At 55.5% G+C, this 18,285-nt stretch carries 20 protein-coding genes; 12 read left to right on the forward strand and 8 right to left on the reverse strand.

The annotated features are described in order from the left end of the window. Positions 1–52: 52 nt before the first annotated feature. The 4 genes from arsC to BH714_RS03165 all read right to left on the reverse strand — a co-directional run bounded on the left by arsC (position 53) and on the right by BH714_RS03165 (position 4,079). Positions 53–484: a glutaredoxin-dependent arsenate reductase gene (arsC, locus tag BH714_RS03150; protein ID WP_025204600.1), complete on the reverse strand. Its 432-nt coding sequence runs from the start codon at positions 482–484 to the stop codon at positions 53–55. 12 nt (positions 485–496) lie between these two features. Continuing rightward, complete coding sequence (locus BH714_RS03155) at positions 497–1,786, reverse strand: arsenic transporter (RefSeq protein WP_040017016.1); 1,290 nt, start codon at positions 1,784–1,786, stop codon at positions 497–499. 36 nt (positions 1,787–1,822) lie between these two features. After that, positions 1,823–2,143 (reverse strand): metalloregulator ArsR/SmtB family transcription factor, encoded by a 321-nt coding sequence (locus BH714_RS03160; RefSeq protein WP_040017017.1) that lies wholly within the window; start codon positions 2,141–2,143, stop codon positions 1,823–1,825. A 250-nt stretch (positions 2,144–2,393) separates the two neighbouring features. After that, the gene (locus tag BH714_RS03165; RefSeq protein WP_014169303.1) at positions 2,394–4,079 is read right to left on the reverse strand and encodes an aspartate:alanine antiporter; all 1,686 of its coding nucleotides are present in this window, start codon (positions 4,077–4,079) and stop codon (positions 2,394–2,396) included. A gap of 273 nt (positions 4,080–4,352) precedes the next feature. Between BH714_RS03165 and BH714_RS03170 the strand changes: the two genes are divergently transcribed. Further along, entirely contained in the window at positions 4,353–4,727 is a 375-nt protein-coding gene (locus tag BH714_RS03170; protein ID WP_020884874.1) for an inner membrane protein YbjM, read from the forward strand. A 30-nt stretch (positions 4,728–4,757) separates the two neighbouring features. On the opposite strand, the gene BH714_RS03175 is transcribed toward BH714_RS03170, so the two are convergent. Continuing rightward, complete coding sequence (locus BH714_RS03175; protein ID WP_014169305.1) at positions 4,758–5,027, reverse strand: GrxA family glutaredoxin; 270 nt, start codon at positions 5,025–5,027, stop codon at positions 4,758–4,760. A gap of 182 nt (positions 5,028–5,209) precedes the next feature. On the opposite strand from BH714_RS03175, the gene nfsA reads away from it, so the two are divergent. The 11 genes from nfsA to BH714_RS03230 all read left to right on the forward strand — a co-directional run bounded on the left by nfsA (position 5,210) and on the right by BH714_RS03230 (position 15,927). Next, entirely contained in the window at positions 5,210–5,932 is a 723-nt protein-coding gene (gene nfsA / locus BH714_RS03180; RefSeq protein WP_025204598.1) for a nitroreductase NfsA, read from the forward strand. Between the two features lie 69 nt (positions 5,933–6,001). Next, complete coding sequence (gene rimK / locus BH714_RS03185) at positions 6,002–6,904, forward strand: 30S ribosomal protein S6--L-glutamate ligase (RefSeq protein WP_020884872.1); 903 nt, start codon at positions 6,002–6,004, stop codon at positions 6,902–6,904. 63 nt (positions 6,905–6,967) lie between these two features. Beyond that, a complete protein-coding gene (locus BH714_RS03190; RefSeq protein ID WP_040017019.1) occupies positions 6,968–7,444 on the forward strand; it encodes a YbjN domain-containing protein in 477 nt (158 codons plus the stop codon). A 351-nt stretch (positions 7,445–7,795) separates the two neighbouring features. Next, positions 7,796–8,908 carry a spermidine/putrescine ABC transporter substrate-binding protein PotF gene (gene potF, locus BH714_RS03195; RefSeq protein WP_014169310.1) on the forward strand — a complete coding sequence of 371 codons (1,113 nt, stop codon included), beginning with the start codon at positions 7,796–7,798 and terminating at the stop codon, positions 8,906–8,908. 143 nt (positions 8,909–9,051) lie between these two features. Further along, a complete protein-coding gene (gene potG / locus BH714_RS03200) occupies positions 9,052–10,185 on the forward strand; it encodes a putrescine ABC transporter ATP-binding subunit PotG (RefSeq protein WP_020884870.1) in 1,134 nt (377 codons plus the stop codon). Positions 10,186–10,195: 10 nt separating this feature from the next. Next, entirely contained in the window at positions 10,196–11,149 is a 954-nt protein-coding gene (potH, locus tag BH714_RS03205; protein WP_014169313.1) for a putrescine ABC transporter permease PotH, read from the forward strand. After that, entirely contained in the window at positions 11,146–11,991 is an 846-nt protein-coding gene (gene potI / locus BH714_RS03210; protein ID WP_020884869.1) for a putrescine ABC transporter permease PotI, read from the forward strand. The genes potH and potI overlap by 4 nt, the downstream gene beginning before the upstream one ends. A gap of 65 nt (positions 11,992–12,056) precedes the next feature. Next, positions 12,057–12,530: a YbjO family protein gene (locus BH714_RS03215; RefSeq protein ID WP_014169315.1), complete on the forward strand. Its 474-nt coding sequence runs from the start codon at positions 12,057–12,059 to the stop codon at positions 12,528–12,530. 40 nt (positions 12,531–12,570) lie between these two features. Further along, a complete protein-coding gene (rlmC, locus tag BH714_RS03220; RefSeq protein ID WP_040017020.1) occupies positions 12,571–13,698 on the forward strand; it encodes a 23S rRNA (uracil(747)-C(5))-methyltransferase RlmC in 1,128 nt (375 codons plus the stop codon). A gap of 71 nt (positions 13,699–13,769) precedes the next feature. Next, positions 13,770–14,474 (forward strand): response regulator transcription factor, encoded by a 705-nt coding sequence (locus BH714_RS03225; protein ID WP_040017022.1) that lies wholly within the window; start codon positions 13,770–13,772, stop codon positions 14,472–14,474. After that, a complete protein-coding gene (locus BH714_RS03230) occupies positions 14,461–15,927 on the forward strand; it encodes a sensor histidine kinase (RefSeq protein ID WP_020884866.1) in 1,467 nt (488 codons plus the stop codon). Before BH714_RS03225 ends, BH714_RS03230 begins: the two co-directional genes overlap by 14 nt. 63 nt (positions 15,928–15,990) lie before the next feature. Here BH714_RS03230 and artJ read toward each other — a convergent pair whose 3' ends face one another. From artJ to artQ, 3 genes are all read right to left on the reverse strand, one after another. Then, complete coding sequence (gene artJ / locus BH714_RS03235; protein WP_040017023.1) at positions 15,991–16,722, reverse strand: arginine ABC transporter substrate-binding protein ArtJ; 732 nt, start codon at positions 16,720–16,722, stop codon at positions 15,991–15,993. Positions 16,723–16,899: 177 nt separating this feature from the next. Continuing rightward, a complete protein-coding gene (artM, locus tag BH714_RS03240; RefSeq protein ID WP_025204592.1) occupies positions 16,900–17,568 on the reverse strand; it encodes an arginine ABC transporter permease ArtM in 669 nt (222 codons plus the stop codon). Beyond that, on the reverse strand, positions 17,568–18,284 hold the full coding sequence (artQ, locus tag BH714_RS03245) for an arginine ABC transporter permease ArtQ (RefSeq protein WP_014169322.1): 717 nt from the start codon (positions 18,282–18,284) through the stop codon (positions 17,568–17,570). Before artQ ends, artM begins: the two co-directional genes overlap by 1 nt. Position 18,285 lies beyond the last annotated feature (1 nt).

The raw sequence follows: 18,285 nt of genomic DNA on the forward strand, positions 1-18,285 counted from the left end.
CCACGGGGCAGGGTATGTGGCTGACAAGACTTACGGCATCACTATCAGCAGATTAGCTGCCGGAGATTTTTTTTCCGCTAGCGTCCACCACCGCTTCGCCATCTTCTTTCGTAAACGCCCCTTTCTGTGCATCAGGCAGGATATCGAGTACAACTTCGGAAGGGCGGCACAGGCGAGTGCCCAGCGGCGTCACTACGATCGGACGGTTAATCAGGATCGGATGCTGCAGCATAGAATCGATAAGCTGGTCGTCGGTAAACCGGTCCCCGGCGAGGCCCAGCTGTTCATAAGGTTCGACATTTTTGCGCAGCAAATCCCGCACGGAAATCCCCATCTCAGCAATCAGTCTGGTCAGTTCATCACGTGACGGTGGGTTCTCGAGGTACAGAATAATTTCGGGTTCAGTGCCGCTGTTGCGGATCATCTCCAGCGTGTTGCGCGAGGTGCCGCAGGCTGGATTGTGGTAAATGGTGATATGGCTCATATCCGTTACTCATTACAGTGTGAAGGAGAGACGTAACGCCAGCGCGGCGAGCGTCACAAACAGAACCGGCAACGTCATGATGATGCCTGTCCGGAAATAATAGCCCCAGGTGATCGTCATGTTTTTCTGCGCCAGGACATGGAGCCAGAGCAGGGTGGCCAGGCTGCCGATAGGCGTGATCTTCGGACCCAGGTCGCAGCCAATCACGTTGGCATAAATCATCGCGTCCTTAATCACACCCGATGCCGTGCTGCCATCGACAGAGAGTGCCCCAATCAGGACGGTCGGCATATTGTTCATTATGGATGACAGGAACGCCGTGATGAACCCGGTACCGAGCGTGGTGGCCCACAGGCCATGCCCGGCGAGGAGATTGAGTACCCCTGACAGATACTCCGTCAGCCCGGCATTGCGCAGTCCATACACCACCAGGTACATCCCCAGCGAGAAGATAACGATCTGCCACGGTGCGCCACGAAGCACTTTTCCCGTATTAATGGCATGCCCGCGCTTTGCAACGGCAAACAAAATCAACGCGCCTGCTGTCGCGATCGCACTGACCGGAATGCCGAGCGGTTCAAGTACAAAGAACCCGACAAGGAGCAGTAACAGAACAATCCAGCCCGTTCTGAAGGTTGGAAGATCGTTAATCGCGCGGGAAGGCTCGCGGAGTTTTGACAGGTCGTATGCCGGCGGAATGTCCTTTCGAAAGAACAGGTGCAGCATCACCAGCGTGGCCGCAATCGCGGCGAGATCCACGGGGATCATCACCGAGGCGTATTCGCTGAACCCCAGCGAGAAGAAGTCTGCCGATACGATATTGACCAGGTTCGAAACGATCAACGGCAGGCTGGCTGTGTCGGCGATAAATCCAGCCGCCATGACAAACGCCAGCGTGGCCTGCTTGCTGAACCTGAGGGCGAGCAGCATGGCGATAACGATGGGCGTGAGGATAAGCGCCGCGCCGTCGTTGGCAAAAAGCGCCGCAACGGCCGCACCCAGCAGAACGATATACGTAAACAGCAACCGGCCCTTGCCATTACCCCAGCGGGCCACATGCAGCGCTGCCCACTCGAAAAATCCGGACTCATCAAGCAGCAGGCTGATGATGATGACGGCGATAAACGTGGCCGTCGCGTTCCAGACAATATTCCACACCACCGGAATATCGTTAATGTGGATCACGCCGCTGGCCAGCGCCAGTACAGCGCCCATCGTGGCGCTCCAGCCGATACTTAACCCTCTGGGCTGCCAGATAACCAGCACCAGTGTAAACAGAAAAATTGCCCCAGCCAGAAACATCATGAACTCCGTTATATCTGTTTTTATGAATGTGTTTTAACACGCGCCTGGAAGACGGTTTTTCAGCTTTGCGCGGGTCTCTTCCCGCAAGCAATTCCAGCTGTTCTCAATCACGGTGGCAGCCCATGCCGGCATAGTGGGGGACAAACGGTAATAAACCCATTTTCCTTCCCGGCGATCGCTCACCAGCCCGGATTCACGCAGCAGTGCCATATGGCGCGATACCTTGGGCTGTGATTCAGCCGTGGCGGAACAGAGATCGCAGACGCACAGTTCCCCGGCTTCGCGCAGAAGCATGACGATGGACAGGCGGGTCTCGTCGGAGAGGGCTTTGAAAAGTTGGACCGGATGTAGCATCGGCTTTCCTGCGGTTGGTTATATATATGGTTAAGCATATATGTTTGGATGGAAAGAGGGAAGGCGGAATGTTGAAGAGGGGAATTTCAGGCAACAAAAAACCCATCAACCTTGAACCAAAACGGCGGGGTTGATGGGCTCCACAAATTGGGGACATCAAAGAAAAGCAGTGGCAATAGTTATGACTGCCCCCTGATAAAAAAGTTCTGCGCGTAACGAAAATTTTTTCGTCGTGCGCAGAGCTTAAGAGTTATCCGAGTCCAGGCCAGATGATGATGATCAGCGTACCCGCCAGCGTAAGCAGTACGTTAGCGATAGCGTAGGTGCCCGCATAGCCCAGCGCAGGAATATTGCTGCGTGCGGTATCACTGATAATTTCCATTGCCGGGGCGCAGGTACGGGCCCCCATCATTGCCCCGAAGAGCAGGGCGCGGTTCATGCGAAGCACATAAGCACCGAACAGGAAGCAAATCACTACCGGTACCAGGCTGACGATAAGTCCGGAAACCAACATCTGCCAGCCAACAGCACCCAGGCTGTGGCCAATGCCGCTACCGGCGCTTAAGCCGACACCCGCCATAAAGACCATCAGACCAAACTCTTTCACCATATTGAGCGCCCCCTGCGGAATGTAGCCGAAGGTCGGGTGGTTCGCTCGCAGGAAGCCCAGCATGATGCCGGCGAACAGCAGCCCGGCAGCGTTACCGATGCCAAAGCTAAAGTTGCTGAACTGGAAGGTGATCATCCCGATCATCAGGCCAACGATAAAGAAGGCGCAGAAGGCCAGCAGGTCGGTGACCTGGCTGTGAATAGAGATAAAGCCGATGCGGTCCGCAACGGTTTTCACGCGTCGCGCATCGCCGCTGACCTGCAGAACGTCGCCTTTGTTCAGCACGACGTTGTCGTCAATTGGCATCTCAATCTGGCTGCGGATCACGCGGTTGAGGAAGCAACCATGATCGGTCAGCTTCAGCTGCGCCAGACGACGGCCGACGGCGTTATGGTTTTTCACCACAATCTCTTCGGTGACGATACGCATATCAAGCAGATCGCGGTCAAACACCTCTTTACCGTTGCGGAAGCTCGGGTCGAGGCGGGCGTGGGCATCCGGGTAGCCGACCAGGGCAATGTCATCGCCCATCTGCAGCACGGCGTCGCCGTCCGGGTTTGCCAGAATGCCGTTACGGCGAATACGTTCGATATAGCAGCCTGTCTGGCGGTAAATCCCCAGCTCGCGGAGGTTTTTCCCGTCCGCCCATGCAACCAGCTCGGGCCCAACGCGGTAGGCGCGAATCACGGGCAGATAGACTTTACGCTTGCTGTCGGTGTCCAGACCGCGTTCGCGGGCAATTTGCTGAGCGCTGGTCTGCAAATCCTGGTGCTGCAGTTTTGGCAGGTAGCGGGCGCCCACAATCAGGCTCACCAGACCAATCAGATAGGTCAGGGCATAGCCCAGGCTCAGGTGGTCGAGCGCGGTAGAGAGTTGCGCACCGGCCATGCCGGAGTGGCGCAGGGTATCGCCTGCACCCACCAATACCGGCGTGGAGGTCATCGAGCCGGCGAGCATACCGGCCGTCAGCCCGATATCCCAGCCAAACAGTTTACCCAGCCCTAAGGCGATCAGCAGCGCGCTGCCGACCATGACCAGCGCCAGCATCAGATAATTTTTGCCGTCGCGGAAGAAAATTGAAAAAAAGTTGGGCCCGGCTTCCACACCAACACAAAAAATAAACAGCATAAAGCCTAAGTTGAGCGCGTCCGTGTTAATGCTGAAATGCTGCTGGCCTAATAATAGTGAGACGACTAAAACGCCAATGGAATTACCAAGTTGAACCGAACCAAGGCGCAATTTACCCAGGCAAAGGCCCAGCGCCAGTACCACAAATAATAACAGGATGTAATTCCCATTTAACAAGTCTGCGACGTTTATATTCACGGAGGCTAACTTCTTGTTTACCAGTAAGTTGTTGAATGAAAGGACTTTTTGGGCTACTGTTTTCTGGGTCAGGGAAAGGCTTTAACGCTCCCTGTTTCCAGCTTTATTCCCTAAAACATTAGCTGGCGGTTAGTTTAATCGTATTAGCTACTGACAGCCACCTATTATCGCTTCACCCTGTGTGTACTTTGGCAAGGATTGCCGCATTGCTTTATCTGACTGGGCGTCTACCCGACGAAAGTGTATTTGATAGAGATAAGTCAGGAGGATAGTTTGAACATTAAACGAAACTGGGCGGGGGTGATCAGCTGCTTTTTGCTGTTCATTGTCGTTTGCATGTCCCTCGCTTTTAATGTGAAGGGGGCGTTCAGGGCGTCGGGTCATCCCGAGCTGGGGCTGCTCTTTTTCACCCTGCCAGGGGCTGCTGCCAGTTTTCTCTCCCGCCGGGGGGAAGTGGTGAAACCGTTACTGGGCGCAATACTTGCAGCGCCGCTGTGTCTGCTGCTGATGCGGTCACTGTATATTTCAACGCGAAGTTTCTGGCAGGAGCTGGCGTGGTTGCTGAGTGGCGTCTTCTGGTGCGCACTGGGAGCGCTATGCTTTTTGTTTGTTCATAGCATGTTGGCCCGGCGCAGACAGCACAAATAAAAACGCCCTCAGGGTGAGGGCGTCTTAGCATTACTGAGCGGCAAACAGGCCCAGATGCTCTTTAGCGTATGCTTCAAAGTCTGTGCAACCGCCGATGTGTTTCTGATCGAGGAAAATCTGCGGTACGGTTTCAACCGGTTTACCCACGGTTTTTTCCAGATCGGCTTTGCTGATCCCTTCCGCGTGGATATCAACATAACGGAAGTTAAAATCATCACGCTCTTCGGTCAGTTTCTCAGCCAGCTCTTTCGCGCGCACACAGTAAGGGCACCCTGGACGACCAAAAATTACTGCAAACATTTCTCTCTCCTCGAAAACAAGCCTGACGGCGAATGGGTCTATAGTGCCCGATAACCTGCCGTCATTAAAGAAGGTTTCGCCTGTCGTTATAATACCTCTCAGCTATGTTTCGCCAATTACATCGCGCGCATCATTGCCTATACTGGCTGCGATATGATTCACGCAAGACAAAGAGAGACAAGATGACGCCAACCATAGACCTGCTACGTTCCCATCGTTCAATTCGCCACTTCACCGACGAGCCGATAACGCCGGCGCAGCGTGAAGCCATTATTGACAGTGCAAGGGCGACATCCAGCTCCAGCTTCCTGCAGTGCAGCTCCATTATTCGTATTACCGACCCGGCAATGCGTGAACAACTGGTGACCCTCACCGGTGGACAAAAGCATGTGGCACAGGCAGCCGAGTTCTGGGTGTTCTGCGCCGATTTTAACCGTCACCTGCAGATCTGCCCGCAAGCCGAGCTTGGCCTTGCCGAACAGCTGCTGCTGGGTGTCGTGGACACCGCGCTGATGGCGCAAAACGCCTTCACGGCGGCGGAGTCGCTGGGGCTGGGCGGCGTGTACATCGGCGGGCTGCGTAACAATATCGAAAGCGTTACCGAACTGCTGAAGCTGCCAAAACATGTTCTGCCCCTGTTTGGCCTGTGCCTTGGCTGGCCTGCGGATAACCCGGACCTCAAGCCGCGCCTGCCTGCGGCGATGCTGGTGCATGAAAACCACTACCAGCCTGTCGATCAGGATGTGCTGGCGCAATACGATGAAGAGCTGGCGCACTACTACATGACGCGCGACAGCAATAACCGTCGCGATACCTGGAGTGACCACATTCGTCGCACCATCATTAAAGAGAATCGCCCGTTTATTCTCGACTATCTGCACAAACAGGGCTGGGCGACACGATAGCCCATTCATCCTGCGCCTGCCTGCGTGTATGATACGCAGGCTTTTTCCATGTCTTTAGAGAGGTGCAGGGTGAAAATTGCCATTTTGTCCCGGGATGGAACGCTCTATTCATGTAAACGCCTGCGAGAAGCGGCGGCAAAACGGGGGCATCAGGTTGAGATCCTCGATCCGATGTCCTGCTATATGAACATTGATCCTGCTGCCTCATCGATTCATTACAAAGGCCGCAAGCTCCCGCATTTTGATGCGGTTATCCCCCGCATCGGCTCCCAGATAACCTATTACGGCACGGCCGCGTTGCGCCAGTTTGAGATGCTGGGCAGCTATCCGCTCAATGAATCCGTTGCGATATCTCGCGCCCGCGATAAGCTCCGTTCGCTGCAACTGCTTGCCCGGCAGGGAATCGATCTTCCGGTTACCGGCATTGCGCATTCACCGGACGACACCAGCGATTTAATCGATATGGTGGGTGGCGCGCCGTTAGTGATCAAGCTGGTGGAAGGCACTCAGGGCATCGGTGTGGTGCTGGCCGAAACGCGGCAGGCGGCGGAAAGCGTGATTGACGCCTTTCGTGGGCTGAATGCCCATATTCTGGTGCAGGAGTACATTGAAGAAGCCAAAGGGCGCGACATTCGCTGTTTTGTTGTCGGTAACGAGGTGGTTGCGGCCATCGAACGTCAGGCAAAAGAGGGCGACTTCCGCTCTAATCTGCACCGTGGCGGCGTGGCGAGAGTCGCGGATATCAGCGATCGCGAGCGTGAGATTGCCGTGAAGGCGGCGCAAACGCTGGGGCTGGATGTGGCGGGTGTTGATTTACTGCGGGCGACGCGCGGACCGCTGGTGATGGAAGTGAATGCCTCACCGGGACTGGAAGGGGTGGAAAAAACCACCGGGGTCGATATTGCGGGTAAAATGATCTCATGGGTCGAGCGCCACGCAACGCCGGGCTACTGTCTGAAAACGGGCGGTTAAATGGATTACAGCGCACTTTTTGCGTACTCTATGCGAAGTTTTTATTAAAGAGGCTGCACAGCGATGGATTTACAGGTCGTTCCAACACTGGATACGTTACGTCAATGGCTCGATGATGCCGGTATCACTTTCTTTGAATGTGATTCCTGCCAGGCGCTGCATTTGCCTCATATGCAAAATTTCGATGGTATTTTCGATGCCAAAATCGATCTCATTAACGACGTGATCCTCTTCTCTGCGCTGGCCGAAGTGAAACCGTCTGCGCTGCTGGCACTGGCCTCTGACCTGTCGGCCATCAACGCCAATTCTTTGACGGTGAAAGCATTTCTCGATATACAGGATGATAATCTGCCAAAACTGGTCGTTTGCCAGTCTTTATTCTCCGGTGCCGGCCTCTCTTTCAAGCAGTTCTCCTGGTTTATGCGCTTGAGTGAAGAGCAAATTTCGATGGTAATGATGGAAGCCAATGCGCACCATTTGCTGTATAGCGCGGAAGATGATGCAGAGAATAATGATGCATCTCCCAATTTTCTTCACTAAGCCTGTCTGACTTTTGCGCAGTCGCTGCCATAGCGGCTGCATAACGCCATTTTTTCTGCTGCTTTTAACCTTTCTTTAAAGAATTTTTCACCTCCCCAAACGCCATTTCGGCTTATCACGTAGACATAACCTGCATAAAAAATTGATAAAAGGCGTTTTTTCGTCTGGGCTATAGCCGGAGACACGGGCTACAGTTATTCTTGCGATGCTTAAAAAAGCGAGCGGATCCTGCCGGGTAAAGAGGTTTCTTTTTATTTCGTGCAGAGCGACAAACTATGCATGATTATTGCATATCTTCAGATTGCACAGTTTTAGTTCGTTTGTTAACGAGCTTTCAGAAGGAATAACGATATGATCGCCTTGAATAAAAAATGGTTATCGGGTCTGGTTGCGGGTGCTCTGATGGCCGTCTCTGCCGGCACGCTCGCTGCGGAACAAAAAACGCTGCACGTTTATAACTGGTCTGACTATATCGCGCCGGATACCGTCGCTAATTTCGAAAAAGAGACCGGCATTAAAGTGGTCTATGACGTTTTCGATTCCAACGAAGTGCTGGAAGGGAAACTGATGGCGGGCAGTACCGGTTTTGACCTGGTGGTACCTTCCGCAAGCTTCCTTGAGCGTCAGCTGACGGCAGGTGTCTTCCAGCCGCTTGATAAGAGCAAATTACCGAACTGGAAAAACCTCGATCCGGAAGTGCTTAAGCTGGTCGCCAAGCATGACCCGGACAACAAATACGCGATGCCGTATCTGTGGGCGACCACCGGTATTGGCTATAACGTCGATAAAGTCAAAGCGGTGCTGGGTAAAGATGTCAAACTCGACAGCTGGGACGTGGTACTGAAGCCGGAAAACCTTGAGAAGCTGAAAAGCTGCGGCGTCTCTTTCCTGGATGCGCCAGAAGAGATTTTCGCCACCGTGCTGAACTACCTGGGCAAAGATCCTAACAGCAGCAAGGCCGATGATTACACCGGCCCGGCAACCGATCTGCTGCTGAAGCTGCGTCCGAACATTCGTTACTTCCACTCCTCGCAGTACATCAACGACCTGGCAAACGGCGACATCTGCGTGGCGATTGGCTGGGCAGGGGACGTATGGCAGGCGGCTAACCGCGCCAAAGAAGCCAAAAACGGCGTGAATGTTTCCTACTTCATTCCAAAAGAGGGCGCGCTGGCGTTCTTCGACGTCTTTGCCATGCCGGCTGATGCGAAAAACAAAGACGAAGCTTACCAGTTCCTTAACTACCTGATGCGTCCGGAAGTCATCGCGCATATCAGCGATCACGTCTACTACGCTAACGGCAACAAGGCCTCTGTGCCGCTGGTCAGCGAAGAGATCCGCAATAACCCGGCTATCTATCCGCCGGCGGATGTGTTTGCCAAGCTGTTCACCCTGAAAGTTCAGGATCCAAAAATTGACCGCGTGCGTACCCGTGCGTGGACCAAAGTGAAAAGCGGTAAATAACGGCGTCCGGTACGGTTGCCCGGTGGCGAAAACGCTCACCGGGCCTGCTAAACCCGTCGGTCGGGCTGGCGTGAGCGCCGCCCGACGATGCGCACCCTGATGGTGCGTTTGCACCAGTTTTGATTTCTGCCGGAGAGCACCCCGTGAATGACGCGATCCCCCGCCCGCAGGCGAAAGTCCGTAAAGCGCTGACCCCGCTTCTTGAAATTCGTAACCTCACCAAATCTTTCGATGGTCAGCATGCCGTGGACGACGTCAGCCTGACTATCTACAAAGGTGAAATTTTTGCCCTTCTGGGCGCATCTGGCTGCGGTAAATCGACCCTGCTGCGTATGCTGGCCGGTTTTGAACAGCCTACCGCCGGGCAAATCATGCTGGATGGTGTCGATCTTTCCCGCGTGCCGCCGTATCAGCGCCCGATAAACATGATGTTCCAGTCTTACGCGCTCTTCCCGCATATGACGGTGGAGCAGAATATCGCCTTTGGTCTTAAGCAGGACAAACTGCCGAAAGCCGAAATCACCGCCCGCGTGGCGGAGATGCTCAGCCTGGTGCACATGCAGGAGTTCGCGAAGCGTAAACCGCATCAGCTCTCTGGTGGCCAGCGTCAGCGCGTGGCGCTGGCCAGAAGCCTGGCGAAACGGCCAAAGCTGCTGCTCCTCGATGAACCGATGGGTGCCCTGGATAAAAAACTGCGTGACCGTATGCAGCTGGAAGTGGTGGATATCCTTGAGCGCGTGGGGGTGACCTGCGTGATGGTTACCCACGACCAGGAAGAGGCGATGACCATGGCCGGGCGTATTGCGATCATGAACCGCGGTAAGTTCGTACAGATTGGCGAGCCGGAAGAGATTTATGAGCATCCGACCACCCGCTACAGCGCGGAGTTCATCGGGTCGGTCAACGTTTTCGAAGGGCTGCTGAAATCGCGCGAGGATGACGGGCTGGTGATTGAGTCGCCGGGGCTGCAGCACCCGCTTAAGGTCGATCCGGATAGCTCGGTGGTGGATAACGTGCCGGTGTATGTCGCGCTCCGCCCGGAGAAAATCATGCTGTGTGAAGATCCGCCGGCCGATGGCTTTAACTTCGCCGTCGGGGAAGTGGTGCACATTGCTTACCTGGGCGACCTCTCCATCTACCATGTGCGTCTGAAAAGCGGGCAGATGCTCAGCGCCCAGCTGCAGAACGAACATCGTTATCGCAAGGGACAGCCGACCTGGGGCGACGAAGTGCGCCTGTGCTGGGATGCGGACAGTTGTGTAGTGCTGACGGTATAAGGAGCGGATAATGAGTACGTTAGAACCTCCAGCCCGCGTTGAAAAACCGGGTGGCTTCGCGCACTGGCTGGCGCGTATGCAGATGAACCACGGACGCAAGCTGGTGATTGCCATGCCTTACGTGTGGCTGATCCTGCTGTTCCTGCTGCCGTTCCTGATTGTTTTTAAGATAAGCCTGGCGGAAATGGCGCGGGCGATCCCGCCCTATACCAACCTGCTGGACTGGGCTGACGGACAGCTGACGCTGACCCTTAACCTCGGCAATTTCCTGCAGTTGACGGAAGATCCGCTCTATTTCGAAGCATATCTGCAGTCGTTGCAGGTGGCGGCGATCTCGACGATCTGCTGTTTGCTGCTGGGCTACCCGCTGGCATGGGCCGTGGCGCACAGTAAATCGTCGACGCGCAACATTCTGCTGTTGCTGGTGATCCTGCCGTCATGGACCTCGTTCCTGATCCGCGTCTACGCGTGGATGGGGATCCTGAAAAACAACGGCGTGCTGAATAACTTCCTGATGTGGCTTGGGGTTATCGATCAGCCCCTGACGATCCTGCATACCAATCTCGCGGTCTATATCGGGATTGTTTACGCCTATCTGCCATTTATGGTGCTGCCAATTTATACGGCGCTGACGCGTATCGATTATTCGCTGGTGGAAGCATCGCTTGACCTTGGTGCCCGCCCGCTTAAAACCTTCTTCAGCGTTATCGTTCCGTTGACCCGGGGCGGCATTATTGCCGGGTCGATGCTGGTCTTTATCCCGGCGGTAGGGGAGTTTGTGATCCCGGAACTGCTCGGTGGCCCGGACAGCATCATGATTGGGCGTGTGCTGTGGCAGGAGTTCTTTAATAACCGCGACTGGCCTGTGGCGTCTGCGGTGGCGATCGTGATGTTGCTCCTGCTGATCGTACCGATCATGTGGTTCCACAAACATCAGCAGAAACAGATGGGAGACCACGGATGAACAACTTACCGGTAGTGCGCTCCCCGTGGCGAATTGCCATCCTGGTGATTGGCTTTACTTTCCTGTATGCACCCATGTTGATGTTGGTGATCTACTCGTTCAACAGCTCCAAACTGGTAACGGTATGGGCCGGCTGGTCGACGCGCTGGTACGGCGAATTGTTCCATGATGACGCGATGATGAGCGCGGTGGGGCTGAGCCTGACCATCGCCGCGCTGGCGGCCACGATGGCCTCCGTGCTGGGGACCATTGCCGCGCTGGTGATGGTGCGCTTCGGGCGTTTTCGGGGATCGAACGGCTTTGCCTTTATGATCACCGCGCCGCTGGTTATGCCAGACGTTATCACTGGTCTGGCGCTGCTGCTGCTGTTCGTGGCCCTGGCGCATGCCATTGGCTGGCCGGCAGATCGCGGCATGCTCACCATCTGGCTGGCGCACGTCACCTTCTGTACCGCGTACGTGGCGGTGGTTATCTCTTCGCGTTTGCGCGAGCTGGACCGCTCCATTGAAGAGGCGGCGATGGATCTCGGTGCGACGCCGCTAAAGGTCTTCTTCATCATCACGCTGCCGATGATTATGCCGGCCGTGATCTCCGGCTGGCTGCTGGCGTTTACGCTGTCGCTCGACGATCTGGTTATCGCCAGCTTTGTCTCAGGACCGGGCGCGACGACGCTGCCTATGCTGGTCTTCTCCAGCGTACGCATGGGGGTCAATCCGGAGATTAACGCCCTGGCCTCGATTATCCTCGGGGTGGTCGGAATTGTCGGATTTATCGCCTGGTATTTGATGGCGCGCGCGGAAAAACAACGTGTGCGTGATATCCAGCGTGCAAGACGCGGCTGAAGGATTTAAAATTTCCAGTGATGTGCCGCGCATGACGCGGCACTGTTTTTCAGGGAAGTAAAACATTGGGATTATTAAAAAAATCACGTCTTACGCACGCTCGTCCAAACGTTCCTGCACTGGTGCAGGTGGCGGCGCTCGCTATTATTATGATCCGCTGTCTTGATGTGCTGATGATCCTTAACACCCTGGGTGTGCGCGGTATGGCTGAATTCATTCACCGCAGCGTACAGACGTGGAACCTGACGCTGGTCTTTTTGAGCAGCCTGGTACTGGTGTTTATCGAGATTTACTGCGCATTTTCGCTGGTCAGAGGACGCAACTGGGCGCGCTGGGTCTATTTGCTGACGCAAATTACGGCGGCGAGCTATCTGTGGGCCGCCTCGCTGGGGTATGGCTATCCGGAACTGTTCAGCATTGCGGGTGGATCAAAACGCGAGATTTTGCACGCGCTGTTTTTGCAAAAACTCCCGGATATGCTGGTGCTGTTCTTCCTGTTCGTGCCTGCTTCCAGTCGGCGGTTCTTCCAGCTGCAATAATGTGTATAATCGCAGCCCTCGTGATTCTTAAGGTTTTGATATGCAGTGCGCACTCTATGACGCCGGTCGCTGCCGCTCCTGTCAGTGGATAGAACAGCCGGTTTCTCAGCAACTCACCGCCAAAATGGCCGACCTGCAACACCTGCTGGCAGACCATGCCGTGGGCGAATGGTGCGCACCCGTCAGCGGGCCGGAGCAGGGCTTTCGTAATAAAGCCAAAATGGTGGTGAGCGGCAGCGTTGAAAAACCGCTGCTGGGCATGTTGCATCGCGAGGGTACGCCTGAAGATTTAACCGACTGTCCGCTTTATCCCGCCTCGTTCGCCCCGGTCTTTGCTGCGCTCAAACCGTTTATTGCCCGTGCCGGATTAACGCCCTATAACGTTGCCCGCAAGCGCGGCGAGCTCAAATACCTTCTTCTTACCGAAAGCCAGGTAGACGGCAGCATGATGCTGCGCTTTGTTCTGCGCTCAGAAGCCAAGGTGGAGCAGCTTCGCGCGGCGTTGCCATGGCTTCAGCAACAGCTTCCGCAGTTAACCGTTATCACCGCGAATATTCAGCCGGTGCATATGGCTATCATGGAAGGGGAGCGGGAGATCTTCTTCACCGAACAGCATGCGCTGGCAGAAACGTTCAACGATGTACCGCTGTGGATCCGTCCGCAAAGCTTCTTCCAGACCAACCCGACCGTCGCGAGTGCGCTTTATGCCACCGCCCGTGACTGGGTGCGGGCGTTAAATATCCATCATATGTGGGATCTGTTCTGCGGGGTAGGTGGCTTCGGTCTGCACTGCGCCACGCCAGACATGCAGCTTACCGGGATTGAGATCTCCGCCGAAGCGATTGCCTGTGCCAGACAGTCTGCCGCAGAGCTTGGGTTGACCCGGCTGCACTTCCAGGCGCTGGACTCCACGCAGTTCGCGACGGGGCAGGACAATGTGCCTGAACTGGTGCTGGTGAACCCGCCGCGCCGGGGCATCGGGAAAGTGCTGTGCGACTATCTGAGCCAGATGGCACCGGACTACATCGTCTACTCCAGCTGCAACGCGCAGACGATGGCAAAAGATATCGCGACGCTGCCGGGCTACCGCATTGAACGCGTCCAGCTGTTCGATATGTTCCCGCATACCGCGCATTATGAAGTCCTGACGCTACTCGTTAAATCTTAAACAAAATGTGAACTCTGTCCGCCTGCGAAATCAGGTAAGCTTATCTCATCAGAATTGAAGAAGGCTTACCCATGAAGCAGATCCTGCTGGTGGAAGATGACCACGATATCGCGGCGCTTCTGCGCCTCAACTTAGAAGATGAAGGCTACGCCATCACCCACGAGCCCGACGGGAGCGATGCCTTACAGCGCCTCGAGAAGCAGCCGTGGGATGCGGTGATCCTCGATTTAATGCTCCCCAATGTCGACGGTCTGGAGATTTGCCGTCGCATTCGCCAGATGACCCGCTACCTGCCGGTGATCATCATCAGCGCCCGCAGCAGCGAAACCGACCGCATTACCGGGCTGGAAACCGGGGCGGACGATTATCTGGCCAAGCCGTTTTCGGTACAGGAGCTGATCGCGCGCATCAAGGCGCTGTTCCGACGCCAGCAGGCGATGGGGCAGGCGCAAAGTGCCGGGAATATTCAGGCTCACGGCCTGACGCTCGACCCGCTGGCGCGCAGCGTGCTTTTGCACGGCCAGGTGGTGGATCTCACCCCGCGCGAGTTTGAACTGCTGTACTTCTTTGCCCGTCATCCCGGTGAAGTTTTCTCGCGTCTGGCGCTGCTGGAACAGGTCTGGGGCTATCAGCACGAAGGTTACGAACACACCGTCAACACCCACATTAACCGCCTGCGCATCAAGATTGAGAAGGACGCCGCCGAGCCGGAGATCATTCGCACCGTCTGGGGCAAAGGCTACAAATTTGCGGAGCCAAACGATGCGCCGCTTTAGCCTGAGCCAGCGCCTGACGCTGCTGTTTATTCTGCTGCTGACGCTTTGTGCGACCATCGCCTGCGCGGTGCAACTTTACAGCACCACGCAGTACGGTAATGCAATGGTGCAGCGGCTGTCCGGTGGTCTGGCGCAGCAGATTGTCCAGCGGGAACCGATTCTGGATGCGCAGGGCAGGGTTGACCGCCACGCGCTGAAACCGCTCTTTGACCGGCTGATGACCTTCAATCCAAGCGTCGAACTGTACGTTGTCTCGCCTGATGGCGAACTGCTGGCTGACGCCGCGCCACCGGGGCATATCCAGCGGCAAAAAATCGACCTCGGGCCGGTGCAGACTTTCCTCAGTGATGCCGCACGGCCGGTACTGGGCGATGACCCGCGAAGCCAGAACAAAAAGGTTTTCAGCGCAACGCCGTTGCGTCAGGACGGAGAACTGAAAGGCTATCTGTACATTATTCTGCAGGGCGAAGAGTCAAACGCGCTGGCGGAGATGGCCTGGCATCAGGCGCTCTGGAGCACCGTCCTGTGGTCATTGATGTGGGTCGCGCTGTTTGGTTTGCTGGCGGGGTTACTGGTCTGGTACTGGGTAACGCGTCCGGTCAAACGTCTCACGCAGGAAGTGGCCGGGCTGGAGCAGGACAGCATTAGCGCCATTAAGCAGCTGGCGGCGCAGCCTACAGAAACCACGGTAAAGGATGAAGTGGCCACGCTGCGCAATACGTTTATCGAGCTGGCCCGTAAAATCACCCTGCAGTGGGATCAACTGGCCGACAGCGATCGTCAGCGCCGGGAGTTTATCGCCAATATTTCGCATGATTTACGCACGCCGCTCACCTCCTTGCTGGGCTATCTCGAAACGCTGTCGCTGAAATCCGCGACGCTGACGCCGCAGGAGCACCAGCAGTATCTCGCCACGGCGCTGCGGCAGGGGCAGAAAGTGCGTCATCTTTCGCAGCAGCTGTTTGAACTGGCGCGTCTTGAGCACGGCGGCATCAAACCGCAGCGCGAGCGTTTTGCCATGGGTGAGCTGATTTCAGATGTGGCGCAGAAATTTGAACTCACGGCCCGCACGCGGGAGGTGAACCTGCGCATTGATGTACCGGGCCCGTTGCCGCTGGTGAATGCCGATGTCTCGATGATTGAGCGGGTGGTGACTAACCTGCTGGATAACGCGATGCGGCATACGCCGACCGGTGGAGAGGTCCGTCTGGCGGTCTGGCAGGAGAACGCGCAGCTACAGGTTGAGGTGGCTGATAATGGAACCGGCGTTGATGCTTCTCTTCGCAACGATCTGTTTGAGCGTCCTTCGGCGTTAAATCCGCAGGCATCACGGGAAAACCGTGGCGGGTTGGGGCTGTTGATTGTGAAACGCATGCTGGAACTGCACGGCGGGGGGATCAGGCTGATGGAGTCCACGAACGGGGCTCGTTTTCGCTTCTTTGTTCCACTGTGAAATTGCCGGGTTTGCCCGGCCTACAGACCACCCCCGTAGGCCAGGCTACCCGACAAAAAGCTATTATTGCGGGAACCACCGATCGCTGATTTTCTTGTACGTGCCGTCAGCTTTAATTGCTTTCAGTGCGCCATTCAGTTTTTCCAGCAGGGCTTTGTTATCCGGACGCACCGCAATGCCCAGGCCCGTACCGAAGTACTGTGGATCGGTCACTTTTTCGGTCGCGGTGCCGAGCTGTGGGTTGGTTTTCAGCCACTCGTTCACCACCGCAGTGTCACCGAAGACACCATCAATACGGCCATTTTTCAGGTCGATTATGGCATTCTGGTAGCTGTCATAGGCCACGGTTTTCACTTCAGGATGTTTGTCCTGCAGGTATTTCTGGTGCGTGGTGCCGTTTTCCATCCCAATGCGTTTGCCTTTCAGCTGGTCAAAGGATGTATAAGCCCCTTTCTTCGCAATGACCACCGCCGAGTTGGCGTAGTACGGGTCGGTGAAGGTGACCTGCTTGCTACGCTCTGGGGTGATGTCCATCCCGGATATCACCGCGTCGTATTTTTTGAATTTCAGCGACGGGATCAGGCTGTCAAACGCATGGTTAGTGAACGTGCAGTCGGCCTGCATCTGTTTGCACAGGGCTTTGGCGAGGTCGATATCAAAACCGACAATCTGGTTGCTGGCATCCAGCGACTCAAACGGCGGATAGGTGGCCGAAACGCCGAAGTTGATTTTATCTGCAGCTGATGCGCCAGCGGCGAAAGTGGCCAGTAAAGCGGCCAGAACTAACTTTTTCATTGTAATGCTCCCGTCTGTCAGTCTGTCTTATGCGCCGTGTCTGCGGCATGGAAATACAATGCCATTTAATGAATTTATATTCAATAAAAATGATTAAATATTATTTAACCCATAAAAAAAGACGGGCAGTCGTTAGACTTGCCCGTCTTCGTCAATAAAATTTATGCAAATCTGTGATTAATTACGGCGCTCAAACGCCAGCGCTTTACGTTCGATAAGGCGCATCATCAACGTCAGCAAACCGTTCACCACCAGATAGACCACGCCCGCGGCACCAAACACCATGACGTCATAGGTGCGTCCGTAGAGCAGCTGCCCGTGGCCCATAACTTCCATCAGCGTGATGGTGTAGGCCAGAGACGTACTCTTGAAAACCAGCACCACTTCGTTGGAGTAGGAGGAGAGCGCACGTTTAAACGCGTACGGCAGCAAAATAGCCAGCGTGTCTTTCTTGCTCATGCCCAGCGCACCACAGGACTGCCATTGCCCTTCCGGGATGGCACGAATAGCCCCGTAGAACAGCTGCGTGGTATAGGCCGCACTGTTCAGCGAAAGGGCAATCAGGGCGCATAGCCATGGCTCAGAAAGCAGATGCCAGATAACCGGATACTCCTGCAGCGACGGGAACTGGCCCGGGCCGTAGTAAATCAGGAAGATCTGCACCAGCAGCGGTGTACCGGTGAACAAGGTAATGTAGGCTCGCACAATCCATACCAGCACCGGCGTTTTTAGCGTCAGGACGATGGTAAAGATCAACGCCAGGATCAGCGCCACGATGATCGATGCGACGGTCAGCGTCAGGCTGGTGTGCAGCCCTTTCATCAGCTCCGGAAAATAGTCAAGCATCAGCCTGGTCTCCGTTCAAAGCGCGTCGCACGCAGATCAATGCGCTTGAGGATGTACTGACTCACCAGCGTGATCACCAGGTAGATAGCCGCCGCCACGATGTACCAGGTAAACGGCTCCTGGGTACGGGTCGCGATACTTTTGGTTTGCAGCATTAAATCGTTCACGCTGATCAGGCTTACCAGCGCGGTATCTTTCAGCAGCACCAGCCACTGGTTACCCAGCCCGGGCAGCGCATGACGCCACATCTGCGGCATCACCAGACGGAAGAAAATCGCCGATTTCGACAAGCCTAACGCCTGGCCAGACTCCCACTGTCCCTGCGGAACCGCTTTCAGCGCACCGCGCAGGGTTTGCGAAGCATACGCGGAATAGAGCAGAGAGAGGGCAATCACGCCGCACAGGAACGGGCTGACGTCAAAGTTCTCAATCTGCATCTGCACCGGGATCTGCACCACACCCAGATTGAGGGTGAAGCCGTCCGACAGCGTTAACAGCAGCTGCGAGGAGCCAAAATAGATAAACAGGACCACCAGAATTTCAGGCAGCCCGCGCAGCACGGTGACCAGCGCTGAGCCGGCCCATGCGACAGGGAACCATTTTGCTGATTCCCATACCGCAAAGATCATCGCCAGCACAAGGCCGATAATCAATGCGCAAACGGCAAGGCCGACGGTCATCCCGGCGGCGCTTGCTAAAGGAAAAATTTCATTCATC

This window comes from Enterobacter ludwigii (genome assembly GCF_001750725.1).
In the GTDB taxonomy this organism is placed as follows: Bacteria; Pseudomonadota; Gammaproteobacteria; order Enterobacterales; family Enterobacteriaceae; genus Enterobacter; species Enterobacter ludwigii.